General features: G+C 68.4%; 10 protein-coding genes and 2 pseudogenes. 9 read left to right on the top strand and 3 right to left on the bottom strand.

Annotated features, from left to right (window positions below; all coding sequences use genetic code 11):
* A pseudogene (locus tag GOPIP_RS06185) lies at positions 1-240 on the bottom strand (HNH endonuclease); the annotation flags it as partial.
* Positions 241-650: 410 nt separating this feature from the next.
* Complete coding sequence (locus tag GOPIP_RS06190) at positions 651-1,070, bottom strand: hypothetical protein (protein WP_006368721.1); 420 nt, start codon at positions 1,068-1,070, stop codon at positions 651-653.
* 14 nt (positions 1,071-1,084) lie between these two features.
* Here GOPIP_RS06190 and GOPIP_RS06195 point away from each other — a divergent pair, with 14 nt between their 5' ends.
* The 4 genes from GOPIP_RS06195 (at position 1,085) to GOPIP_RS06210 (ending at position 5,165) form a co-directional block, all read left to right on the top strand.
* Positions 1,085-2,278, top strand: a complete 1,194-nt coding sequence (locus tag GOPIP_RS06195) for a sensor histidine kinase (protein WP_006368722.1) — start codon at positions 1,085-1,087, stop codon at positions 2,276-2,278.
* Complete coding sequence (locus GOPIP_RS06200) at positions 2,275-2,916, top strand: response regulator transcription factor (protein ID WP_006368723.1); 642 nt, start codon at positions 2,275-2,277, stop codon at positions 2,914-2,916. The genes GOPIP_RS06195 and GOPIP_RS06200 overlap by 4 nt, the downstream gene beginning before the upstream one ends.
* A gap of 126 nt (positions 2,917-3,042) precedes the next feature.
* Positions 3,043-3,798 carry an ABC transporter ATP-binding protein gene (locus GOPIP_RS06205; RefSeq protein WP_006368724.1) on the top strand — a complete coding sequence of 252 codons (756 nt, stop codon included), beginning with the start codon at positions 3,043-3,045 and terminating at the stop codon, positions 3,796-3,798.
* On the top strand, positions 3,795-5,165 hold the full coding sequence (locus tag GOPIP_RS06210; protein ID WP_006368725.1) for an ABC transporter permease: 1,371 nt from the start codon (positions 3,795-3,797) through the stop codon (positions 5,163-5,165). Before GOPIP_RS06205 ends, GOPIP_RS06210 begins: the two co-directional genes overlap by 4 nt.
* A 45-nt stretch (positions 5,166-5,210) precedes the next feature.
* On the opposite strand, the gene GOPIP_RS06215 is transcribed toward GOPIP_RS06210, so the two are convergent.
* Positions 5,211-6,431, bottom strand: a complete 1,221-nt coding sequence (locus GOPIP_RS06215) for an NAD(P)/FAD-dependent oxidoreductase (RefSeq protein ID WP_035727324.1) — start codon at positions 6,429-6,431, stop codon at positions 5,211-5,213.
* A gap of 138 nt (positions 6,432-6,569) precedes the next feature.
* Between GOPIP_RS06215 and GOPIP_RS06220 the strand changes: the two genes are divergently transcribed.
* The 5 genes and pseudogenes from GOPIP_RS06220 (at position 6,570) to GOPIP_RS06240 (ending at position 11,851) form a co-directional block, all read left to right on the top strand.
* Positions 6,570-7,679 (top strand): polyprenyl synthetase family protein, encoded by a 1,110-nt coding sequence (locus GOPIP_RS06220; RefSeq protein ID WP_006368727.1) that lies wholly within the window; start codon positions 6,570-6,572, stop codon positions 7,677-7,679.
* Complete coding sequence (locus tag GOPIP_RS06225) at positions 7,676-8,386, top strand: hypothetical protein (protein ID WP_006368728.1); 711 nt, start codon at positions 7,676-7,678, stop codon at positions 8,384-8,386. Before GOPIP_RS06220 ends, GOPIP_RS06225 begins: the two co-directional genes overlap by 4 nt.
* Positions 8,383-9,210 (top strand): carotenoid biosynthesis protein, encoded by an 828-nt coding sequence (locus tag GOPIP_RS06230; protein WP_006368729.1) that lies wholly within the window; start codon positions 8,383-8,385, stop codon positions 9,208-9,210. The genes GOPIP_RS06225 and GOPIP_RS06230 overlap by 4 nt, the downstream gene beginning before the upstream one ends.
* Positions 9,207-10,373 carry a glycosyltransferase family 2 protein gene (locus tag GOPIP_RS06235; protein ID WP_035727326.1) on the top strand — a complete coding sequence of 389 codons (1,167 nt, stop codon included), beginning with the start codon at positions 9,207-9,209 and terminating at the stop codon, positions 10,371-10,373. The genes GOPIP_RS06230 and GOPIP_RS06235 overlap by 4 nt, the downstream gene beginning before the upstream one ends.
* Positions 10,366-11,851, top strand: a pseudogene (locus GOPIP_RS06240) (phytoene desaturase family protein). The gene GOPIP_RS06235 and the pseudogene GOPIP_RS06240 overlap by 8 nt, the downstream one beginning before the upstream one ends.
* Positions 11,852-12,028: the final 177 nt, after the last annotated feature.

Below are 12,028 nucleotides of genomic sequence, written 5' to 3' on the forward strand. Positions count from 1 at the left end.
GCGGCCGAGTTTCTCGGCATGCTCGATGACCGAACCCCACACGCTGGTCTCGGACCGACCGGCGAGATGCTCGCGATACACCCGCTCCGCCAGCGCCGCGGCAGCCAGCACCGTCCGGGCCTCGTATTTGCGGGACTCGCGTAGCAGATCAGGGCCGGTCTCGATGAGCTCATCCCGTGACATCGACGTGATTGCGGCAGCGTCGGCATCCGGATCGGTGAACGTCAACACACTCGACATCAGATACCCCCTCCCGCGATCGGTGATCGAACCTATGGGCACAAGTGTACGAGGGGGTACCGACAAAACCGGCGCGGCAGCGGTCGTGCGGCTCGAGAAATCTGTGGACAACTTTTTCCGCGCGCGTCAAGTGGGCGTCGATGTGGTTGCGATACTTGCCATCCCGCCGGGTCTCGAGGCTCGCCGCACGCGGCTCGCACCTCGACCATCGGGGAGGAACGGTCGACCATCGGTCAGGAAACGGCCATTTATCCGTTCCGATGGTCGAGGTGCCGAGGAGCGCCAGCGACGAGCCTCGAGACCCCGCTCGCCGACGAGCATCCGCACCACCTGCCGAGCCGGAACCAGGATCGGCACAAGCGATCTCGAGGCTCGACCATCGGGCGAAGCGAGGGCGTCCGCCGCGGGACCTAGCCGAACTGCCCCACCGCGAAGCCGATGAGAAGTACTGTTACGCCGCCGATCTCACCGAGGATGAGTGCGGCCATCGACAGGCGAAGGGCGCGGTCGGGGTGAGCGAACTGATTGCTGGTGTCGCGACGCATGCCGTGCCCGATGTAGGTGAGGATTGCGCCGAGGAAGAACACGATCGGGATGCCGGCGGCCACGAGATCGAGCCACGCGGGCCACGCGCTGAACTGCACGAGCGCGGCGAGCAGAGCCGTGGCAAAGGAGTACATCAGCGCCGCACGGTGGGCGATGTCGACGTAGGGGTGCGCGAGGTGATCGGGAGCGGTCAGCATCTGCTGGTACTTCCACACCCCGAGGACCAGTGCCAGCAACAAGATCAGCCCGGCGACGAACAGGACGATCGCGGCCTCGGTGCTCATGCGATCATCGTGCCATGCGCGATCCCCTCTCCACCGGTGGTCTGACCCGTCGCGGGTTGATCATCGATGTGGCGATCGCCGTCGTGTTCGCATTGGTCGCCATCCCGATTCACCTCGGACAATCCACGTCGGCCGCGGTCACCGCGGCCGTCGTGTCGATCGCCCTGGCGCTGCGGCGGCCGGCACCCAGCGTGATGATCGTGCTGGCCCTGGCCTCGGCGACGGTGCAGGTGGCCACCGACCAGATCGCAGTCGTGGCCTCCTTGGCCTACTTCCCGCTGTTCGCCACCGTCGGCGGACACCCCGATCGTCGGGTGCGGTTCGGTTCCCTGTCGGTGGCGATAGCCGGATGTGTGATCGCCGGTTGGGAATTCCCACACGTCTATGCCTCGGCCGATATCGTGGCGGCGCGGCTGTTCGGATTTGCCGGTGCGGCCGTCGTCGTCATCGGCGGCTGGGCCTTCGGTTTCATCCGCTACCAGCGCCGCATGGTGCAGCAGGCGTCGATCGCCGAGACCATCGCCGAACTCGAGCGCAAACGGTTGCTTGACCTCTACGACGAACAATCGGAGCGCACCAGGCTCGCACGCGACATGCACGATGTGGTGGCGCATTCCCTCGCCGTGGTGGTGGCACAGGCCGAAGGTGCCCGGATGGTGCTCGACGCCGACCCGGAAGCAACGCGGAAGGCGTTGCACGTCATCGCCGATACCGCGCGCGGAGCCCTCGGTGACGTCCGTGGACTCCTCGAGCAGCTCCGCAACGAGGATGTGTCGTCGGCGTCGCGCTCGGATCGCGACACCCTGTTCGACCGGATGCGGGCGGCCGGCATGACCATCGACACCCGGGAAACCGGGAACGACGAGTCGGTTGATGCGAACATCACCCGGGTCGCCGGGCGGGTACTCAGCGAGGCACTCACCAACGCGCTCAAGTACGGCGACCTCGCTGTACCCGTCGTCGTGCGCATCGAGTGGACGCACGGGTGCTCGATGACGGTGTGGAATGCCCTGTCGGACAATCCCTTGGCTCCCGGCGGCGCCGGACACGGTATCGCGGGTATGGCCGAGCGGGCAGCGCAGATCGGCGGAACGCTTCGCAGTGCCCGCGACAACCGCGACGGCTGGCTTGTCTCCCTGCAGATCCCCGCACCGGTCTCCGATACGACACGGAACACCCACGAATCCGGAGGGACACAGACCCGATGATCCGCATCGCCCTGATCGATGACCAACCGCTGTTCCGCGGAGGCATCGCCATGATCATCGGGAGCCAGCCCGACATGGAGGTGGTCACCGAGGAGTCGACCGCGATCGGCCTTGCCACGGTGGTCCGCACCACCCGACCCGACATCGTGTTGATGGATGTGCGGATGCCCGGCGTCGACGGCATCACCGCCACCGCCGACCTCATCGCCGATCTCGGCGACGATGCACCGAAGGTGTTGGTACTGACCACCTTCGATACCGATGAGGCAGCTGCGTCGGCAATCGCCGCCGGTGCCAGCGGGTTCGTGCTCAAGGACGCCCAGCCCGACTTCCTCCTCGCCGCCATCCGCGCCGTCGTCGACGGCAGCCAGGTGGTCGCCGCATCGGCGACCCGCCGGTTGTTCGAGACACATCGGACACGTGCGGGAGAACCCGGCCCGGAGTACTCGCAGTTGACCCCTCGGGAACGCGAGATCCTGGTGCGGGCCGCGCACGGCCTGTCCAACGCCGAGATCGCCGCGGCCGAGGTGCTGTCCGAGGCCACGGTCAAGACACACATCTCCCGCATCCTCACCAAACTCGCTCTGCGCGACCGCGTTCAGCTGGTCGTGTACGCCTACGATCACGGCCTCGTCTGACCCGGGACACCCGTCCTGCGCGGCCCGAGGTACATCTCCAGATGTACGACCGACCGACCTGCGATGTATCCGATTTCCACACCGCGGCCGACGATCTCACGGACACACGAACGTAGCGTCGAGCCCATGAACGCACCCCACACACCTGCCGTCGTCCTGCGCGACGTGTCACGCACCTACGGCGACGCCGCCAACCCCATCCACGCACTGCGTCACGTCTCCCTCGATCTGCATCGCCGCGAGTTCACCGCGATCATGGGACCCTCCGGGTCCGGCAAGTCGACGCTGATGAACGTCATCGCCGGACTCGACGACATCAGCTCCGGGCAGATCTGGCTCGGCGACACCCCGATCGCCGGACTCGACGACACCGCGCGAACCCTGCTGCGCCGCACCACCATCGGCTTCGTCTTCCAAGCCTTCAACCTGATTCCGACGCTCACCGCCGACGAGAACATCCGACTTCCACTCGTACTCGCCGGGATACGACCCGATGCCACACAGCAGGCGTGGATCGCACACCTCGTCGCGACGCTCGGCTTGCGCGACCGGCTCGATCACCTGCCGTCGGAACTATCCGGCGGACAACAACAGCGGGTTGCGATCGTGCGTGCTCTCGCATCCCGCCCGACGATCATCCTCGCCGACGAGCCGACCGGTGCCCTCGACACCCGCACGGGCCGAGAGGTGTTGACACTGTTGACCACCGCGGCCCGCGAATACGGTCAGGGCATCGCGATGGTCACCCACGATCCGGTGGCCGCGTCCTACGCCGACCGGATCGTGGTACTCACCGACGGCGCAATCGCCGGCGAGTACCGGGGTCTGAATCCCCGCCAGATCTCCGACCTGTTGATCGGGTTGCAGGAGGTTCCGGCATGAAGGCCACCTCAACGCGCCTGACCGTCGGGTCGCTGCGCGAGTTCGCCACGATCGGTGTGGTGTCGGCACTCTCGGCCACCTACGGCGCCGCCCTGGTCACCACGTCGCAGATGCTGTCGACGATCTCGGCGCACAAAGGCGGCTCCGCCGGGGCCGCCCTCGACGTCGTCGCCTCGGTCTTCATCATGATCGCCCTGTTCGTGTCGGCAATCGTCATCACCAACGGCGTCACCACCGTGATCGCCGGACGCCGCAACCAGTTACGGCTACTGCGTCTCATCGGCGCGAGTTCGGCACAGTTGCGTGCGAGCCTGACCCGGGCCGTCGCCCTCGACGCGGCCATCGGCGCCGTCATCGGGGTGATCCTAGGCACCGTCGGCACCGACATCACTCGAATCATATTGGTACACAACGGCACCATTCCCGGTCTCGACTATCCGTCGTTTCCACCCGGGGTGATCGTGGCCGGGCTCGCCGTCGTCGCCACCGCCGTGGTGGCTGCTCGGGTCGGCACCCGCGGCGTGCTGACCGGTATGGCAGCCGCCCCGGCACGAAGGGAGATCGGCATGGTTCGACGCGTCGTCGCCGCGGCACTGCTCCTGGCGGGTGCCGGTCTCCTCACGCTGGCTGCACTGTTGGGCGAGCGCGGCAGCCTTGCGGGTTTCGTTGTCGCATTCTTCGGTGCCGCAACACTTTCCGTCGGCGTACTGATCGGCGCACCGTTGATCGTGCCGAGCCTCGTGCGGCTGAGCGGACGCACTCTCGGCGCCGGCGCGCCGTCGGTGGTGGCCCGCAAGAACGCGGTCAGCGACCCGCACCGCACCACCCGGTCGACCCTGGGTCTGTTGATCGGGGTCACCCTGGTGACCACGATCGCCACCGGTATGGCTGCGCTGACCCGTTCGGTCGACAGCTGGGACCTGTCAGCCGCCAACGCTGCGGCCACCCGTGAGACGTTGTCGGTGATCACAGCGATCTTGATCGCCATGGTCGCCATCTCGGTGATCATCTCCGCGGTCGGATTCGTCTCGACGATGTCGCTCACCGTCATCGGGCGAACCCGGGAGATCGGCATGCTCCGCGCGATGGGATTCACGACGGGACAGATCCGTTCGATGATCTTCCGGGAGTCGCTGGCGATGTCGGGGACCGCGGTCGCAGCCGGCCTGGTACTCGGCATCGTGTTCGGGACGGTCGGCAGTCAGTCGCTGGTCGGAGCACTCACGTCCGGTATTCCGCTCGGATTGCCCTGGGCGGCACTGGCATCGATCATCGTGGGAACGTTCGCGCTGGCTCTGGTGGCGTCACTGCCGCCGAGTCGGCGCGCGGTGGCGGTGACCCCGGTCGATGCCTTGGCGGTGCAGTGACCCAGCGGTGCAGTGACCCAGTGGTGCAGTGACCCCGATACCGGATCAGAGTAGCTGCGCCAGCGGCACATCGGCGTCCGCTGCCCGATCGAGATCGACGGGGCGGCCCGCGGTGATGAGCGCCTTGATGTCGTCGAGCTGATCCCAGATGTTGACCTGCATGCCGGCGAGCACCCGCGCATCCTCGGACACCCACAGCGCCACGAACTCGCGGGCCGCGACGTCGCCGCGCAGGATGACGGTGTCGTCGGCGCCGGCGAGTCCGGCGTATTCCATCCCGAGGTCGTACTGATCGGTGAAGAAGTACGGGAGGTTGTCGTACTCAGCCGACCCGCCCAGCAGATTTCGCACCGCAACCGCCGGCTGGTTCAGCGCGTTCGCCCAGTGTTCGGTTCGGACCCGCCGCCCAAGGACCGGGTGCTCGGCGTTGGCGATGTCACCGACGACGAAGACGTCGGGATTGCCACTACGCAGCCCGGCGTCGACGAGGACACCACCACCGTCGATGTCGAGGCCGGCGGACTCCGCAGGCCCGAGCGCCGGAACGGCCCCGGCGGCGACGAGCACCGCATCGGCGTCGACGGTGGTGCCGTCGCCGAGCCGGAGGCCGGTGGCGAAGCCCTCCGTCTCGAGGATCTCCTGCACCTGCACGCCGGTACGCAGATCGATGCCGTGCTCGCGGTGCAGGTCGGCGAAGACCTGCGCAACCTCACGGCCCATCACCGTGAGCAACGGCAGTTCACCGACCTCGGCCACGGTGACCTCGGCCCCGCGCTGGCGCGCCGACGCCGCGACCTCCAGGCCGATCCATCCGCCACCGATGATCGCCAGCCGACGCCCGGGACCGATGTCGTCGCCGAGCGCGGTCGCCTCGTCGAGCGTGCGCAGATGATGCACGTGCGCAGCGTCCTCGCCGGGAAGATTCAGGTGTCGGGAGGACGAGCCCGTGGCCAGCACCAGCTTGTCGTACGGGACGGTCGAACCATCGGGCAGCACAACCCGTTTGGCGTCGGCGTCGACGCGCTCGACGGTGGTGCCCGGACGGAGGTCGATGTTGTTGTCGCGATACCAGTCCGCGTCGTGGACGGTGAACTCGGCGGGTTGCTTCTTGCCCGCGAGGAATTCCTTGGACAGCGGCGGCCGCTCGTAGGGCAGGTGGTCCTCCGCCCCGATCAGGACGACGTCGCCGTCGAAATCCTGTTCGCGCAGCGCCTCGGCGGTCTTGGCTCCAGCCAGGCCGCCGCCGACGATCACCACTGAGGTCATGGCGTTCCTACCTTCCTGGTGGGTACTCGTCCCACCGTACGCGCGCCCATCCGGGGTCGGACCGGCTCCGAATGGTCCATGAGCATCCTGTCCACCCGACCTGTCCTGTCCCGACCTGTCCCGTTCTGAGGAGGCCGAATGGATTCGTTGCGCGAGCATCCCGCATGCCGCGCGGCGGAGGTGATCCGCACGTGTGTCGACCGGATGCTGCTGGCCACCATCGACGGCCACGCGACGATCCTCACCGGCGTCGACCCGGACGTCGGGCGTCTCACCGACGCCATCCGCGGTGCCGCGATCGGCGGCAAGCGGCTGCGTGGGCAGTTCTGCGTCTGGGGCGCGCGGGTCGCCGCCGAGGTGAGCGGCACCGCCGGGGCCCTGAGCACGCCCGGCGTGTGGGAGACGGCCACCGCGATCGAGATGTTCCACCTGGCCGCACTCATCCACGACGACATCATGGACGGCAGCGACGCACGGCGCGGGATGCCGACGGTCCACCGCGCCTTCACCGATCGGCATGTGGCCGAGCACCTGTCGGGGGACGCGCGGGCGCACGGGTCGGCGATGGCGATCCTCGCCGGCGACCTGTGCCTGATGTGGTCGGACGAGTTGCTCGGCGACGCCGTCGCCGACCTCGATCGCGCCACCCGATCGGTCGTCCGGTCGATGTGGTCGACGATGCGCGATGAGGCCTTCGCCGGGCAGACCCTCGACATGCTCGCACAGACGCGAGAAACCATCACCCGCCAACGCGCCCGGACCATCCTGCACTACAAGAGCGCCAAGTACACGATCTCCCATCCGCTGCGGCTCGGGGGCGCGCTGGCCGGTGCGCCCGCCGACCTGCTCGCGCGGTACGACGAGATCGGCGTCCTGGCCGGCGAGGCGTTCCAACTGCGCGACGACGTCCTCGGCATGTTCGGCGACCCCGCCGAGACCGGCAAACCCGTCATCGACGACCTCCGCGAGGGCAAACGGACCCTGCTGGTCGCCCTGACCCAGGAGCGCGCCGACCCCGCCGGCAGGCGCCTGCTGAGCACGTCGCTGGGCAACCCGGAGGTCACCGACGACGACCTTCTCGCGGTGCGGGAGCTGATGGCGGCAACGGGCGCCCTCGCCGAGACCGAGGTCCGCATCGATGATCTGACCGCGGCTGCGCAGGAGGTGATCGATCGCATCGAGGTCGACGAATCCGCGCGCGAGGCACTGCGGGAATTGGTGCGGCAGTCGGTGAGGCGACGCTCATGACGGTGGCACCGTCGGCGAAACCGGTCGTCGAACTGCGCATCTGGGGCGTCGATCGGGTGGGACCTGCACTCCTGCGCGTCGCGTCGGGTCGTACGGCGTTGCGCCATCTGCCCGGCCTGCGGTTCGCGAAGGTGATGGGGACGGGATCGGCGCGCACGTTCACCCCGCGCGACGCCGACACCCATCATTGGGCGCTGCTGACGGTGTGGGCCGACGCCGATGCCGCGGCCACCGGTGCGGCGTCACGTTATCTGCGGTCCTGGGATCGAGCGGCGAGCGAGGCACTGACCGTGCGCATGGTGCCGCTGGCCTCGCGCGGGCGGTGGTCGCGGCGAGAACCGTTCGGCACCAACGCCCCTCGAGCTCGCCGTACCGACTGGACAGGCCCGGTGGCGGCATTGACCCGGGCCCGGCTGCGGCCCACGCGCATGGCGTCGTTCTGGCGGGCGGTGCCCCCGGTGGTCGGCGACCTCACTGCCGCACCGGGAGTGCGCCTGGCACTCGGAGTCGGCGAGGCACCGATCGGTCTGCAGGGCACCTTCTCACTCTGGGAGAACTCCGGCGCACTGACCGACTTCGCCTACCGGAGTGCAGGTCACGTGTCGGCGATCCGTGACACGGGCCCACAACGCTGGTACGCCGAAGAATTGTTCGCCCGGTTCGGCGTCGAGTCGGTGATCGGAACCTACCGGGGGATTACGCCGTGACCGCCGACGACGTGGTCGATCGCACCGAAGCCACATCCCGACGGCGACCCCCGCCCCTACGGGTGGCGGCGTGGATTCTGTTGGCCACCAGTGTCGGTGTGCAGATCGCGTTCCCCCTCACCGGTGGCGGCAACGTCGTGCTCACCACGATCGTCGTGGTGGCGATGTCGGCAGCAATGCTGTGTCATAGTGCGGCGACGCACGGTGTGCGGGGACTGCTCTGCCTGCTCGTCGTGGCCGGCGGTGGCGGTCTGCTCGCCGAGGCCGTCGGGGTTCACACCGGAATCCCGTTCGGGGACTATGCCTATACCGGAGCACTCGGTGGGGAGATCCTCGGCGTCCCGGTGGTGGTGCCGCTTGCCTGGATCATGATGAGCTGGCCGGCGTTCGTCGTGGCACGACGGATCTCGGGCCGAAAGCTCTGGGCGGTACCGCTTCTGGGCGCGTATGCGTTGACCGCGTGGGATGTGTTCCTCGATCCGCAGATGGTGGACGCCGGGTACTGGCGATGGTCGTCGCCGCATCCGGCGTTGCCCGGTGTCGAGGGGATTCCGCTGACCAACTTCCTGGGTTGGCTGCTGGTGTCGGCGTTGATGATGGCGGTGCTCAGCGTGGCGATCGGGCGTCGGGAACCGGCATCGACGACCGATCGTCGCGCCGCGGAGTTGCTTCCGCTGGTCGCCTACCTGTGGGTGTATGGGTCGTCGGTGATCGCTCATCTGGTGTTCTTCGGTCGTCCGCCGGTCGCACTGGTCGGCGGACTGGTGATGGGCGTTGTCGCAATCCCGCTGGCCGTCAGCGTGTTTCGGGAGGTTCGACGATGATCATCCGGCCGCGGGACGTCCTCCGATGGGTCGTGAACTCCGGTACCGCATTGGCGTCGGCCTCCCTTGTGCTGACGATCTCCAATGCCCGACGGATTCGTACCCCGGATGTCGATGCGCTGCCCGTCGCCGAGCCGTTGTCGGTGCTCATCCCGATGCGCGACGAGGCCGCGAACGCGCCGGGGTGTCTGCGTGCGGTGCTCGCGGCGATCGATCGTTGGCCAGGGCCGGCCCGGATCGTGGTCGTCGATGATGATTCGACCGACGACACCGCGGAGATCCTCGCGATCTGCGCGGCCAACGACCCGCGCGTCACGGTTGTCGCGGGAACACCGCCGCCGGCCGGATGGCTCGGCAAGTCGTGGGCGTGTCATCAAGCAGCACAAAATGTTCCGTGTGGCGGGATTCTCGCCTTCGTCGACGCCGATGTGCGGGTCAGCCCGTTCGCCTTCACCGCGACCGTCGCGGCCCTGCGCGTTGCCGGGCTGGCACTGTTGTGCCCGTATCCCCGTCAACTCGCCGACAGCCCGGCCGAGCGGCTGATCCAGCCGCTGCTGCAATGGTCGTGGATGAGCACGCTGCCGCTCGGGATCGCGGAGCGGTCGTCGCGTCCGAGCCTGTCCGCGGCAAACGGCCAGTTCCTCGTCGTCGATGCCGAGATCTACCACCGAGCGGGCGGCCACGCGGCCGTCGCGGGTGAGGTTCTCGAGGACATCGCCCTGCTCCGTGCGATCAAGTCCGTCGGCGGCCTGGGCGGGGTGGGTGCCGGTGCGCACCTGGCGCAATGCCGGATGTATCACGGCCACCGCGAGATTCGGGAGGGCTACCGTAAGTCGTTGTGGTCGGCGTTCGGCTCACCCGCCGGGGCCGTCGGTGTGGTGGCGATGCTGGTGCTGGCCTACATCGTCCCGGCGGTGGCGGCGCTCACGGGTTCTCGGATCGGGCTGCTGGGGTACGCCGCCGGGGTGGCGTCGCGAGCGATCTCGGCGTCTGTCACCGGCGGGCGCGCGTGGCCGGACGCGTTGGCTCATCCGTTGTCCATCGCGGGTTTCGCGGCGCTCACCGCGGATTCGCTGCAGGCGCATCGCCGAGACCGATTGCGCTGGAAAGGGCGTTCGCTTCCCGGGACGACACCGCGAGGGCGGGTGACTCGCCGTGGCTGAGGTCATCGTGGTCGGGGCGGGCGTCGGCGGGCTGGCCGCAGCCCTCCGGCTGCAGCACGCCGGGCATCGGGTGAGCGTCCTCGAGCAATCGACTGCGGTGGGCGGCAAACTCGGAACCCTGGAGCACGACGGCTTCGTCTTCGACACCGGCCCGTCGTTGGTGACGATGCCACACATCCTCGCCGAACTGTTCGCGGCGACCGGCGCACCCGTCGACGACGTTCTCGAACTGCAGCGGCTGCCGATCGCCGCCCGGTACCGGTTTCCGGACGGCACCGGTCTCGATCTTCCCGGCGATTTCGCCGAGATCCCTGCTGCACTCGACGCCGCTCTCGGAGCCGGATGCGGCGCGCAGTGGTCGGGGTTCCTCGATCGCGCCCGCAGGATCTGGGACGCCACCCACGGGCCATTCCTCGAAGCGCCGATCAGCCTGCGCGACATGGCTTCGCTCGCGCGCAGTGTGGACGACATGCGGACTGTCGCCCCGTGGTCGTCGTTGCGGGGCCTTGCGTCCCGGTATCTGCGCGACCCACGGCTGCGCATGATGGCCGACAGGTATGCCACCTATACCGGCTCCGACCCGCGTCGCGCCCCGGCCGCGCTGGCGAGTGTTCCCTGGGCCGAACAGCGCTGGGGCTCCTGGTATGTGCGCGGCGGCCTCGGCCGCATCGCGGTCGGTCTCACCGATCGGCTCAACGCTCTCGGCGGACACATCGAGACCGGGACCGCGGTGCGCGAGATCCGTGTCCGCGACGGCCGCGCCGACGGTGTCGTCACCGCGTCCGGCGACCTGCGTCGCGGATCTGGTGGTCGCCAACGCTGATGCAGCTCAGGTGTATTCCTCACTTGTGTACACATCGACGGCGCGGCGACAGCTTCGCCGATTGCAGCGGAGCACACCGTCGTTGTCGGGGTTCGTCATTCTGCTCGCCCTCGACGACGAGCCACCCGGACAGCCACATCATCGGGTGTTGTTCCCCGCCGACTATGACGCCGAGTTCGACGCGGTCTTCGGCCGCCACGGAGCACCACGTCCCGTCGCCGATCCCACCGTTTACATCACCGCACCGGACGACCCGGCCATCGTCCCCGCCGCGGGAACCGGCGCGTGGTTCATCCTGGTGAATGCGCCGCGCCACGACCCGGATTCGGGGATGGATTGGGACAGCGACGGTCTCGTGCAGACCTACGCCGACCACGTGCTGGAGGTGATGGCCGCTCGCGGAACCGACGTCCGCCATCGCATCCGTCACCGGTTCGTACTCAGCCCCGCTGATCTCGCCCGCCGCACCCTGACACCCGGCGGTTCGATCTACGGGAGCTCATCCAACGGTCCGCGCGCCGCGTTCTTGCGCCCCGCCAACGCCTCCCCCATCCCCGGTCTCTACCTCGTCGGCGGTTCGGCCCACCCCGGCGGCGGCCTGCCGTTGGTTTTGCTGTCCGCGAAGATCACCGCAGGGCTCATCGGCCGGGCGTAGGCGAGCGCTCCATCGCCACACCGGATACCCTTCGGCACAAGAGGTCTCGAGGCTCCTCGCTAGCGCTCGCCGGCACCTCGACCACCGTATGGAAGCCGTCCCCCTCTCGATGGTCGAGGTGCGAGGCGCATGCGCCGAGCCTCGAGACCACCGTCGCCGGTACTGTTTTCGTCCCAC

This window comes from Gordonia polyisoprenivorans NBRC 16320 = JCM 10675 (genome assembly GCF_000241325.1).
GTDB lineage: Bacteria > Actinomycetota > Actinomycetes > Mycobacteriales > Mycobacteriaceae > Gordonia > Gordonia polyisoprenivorans.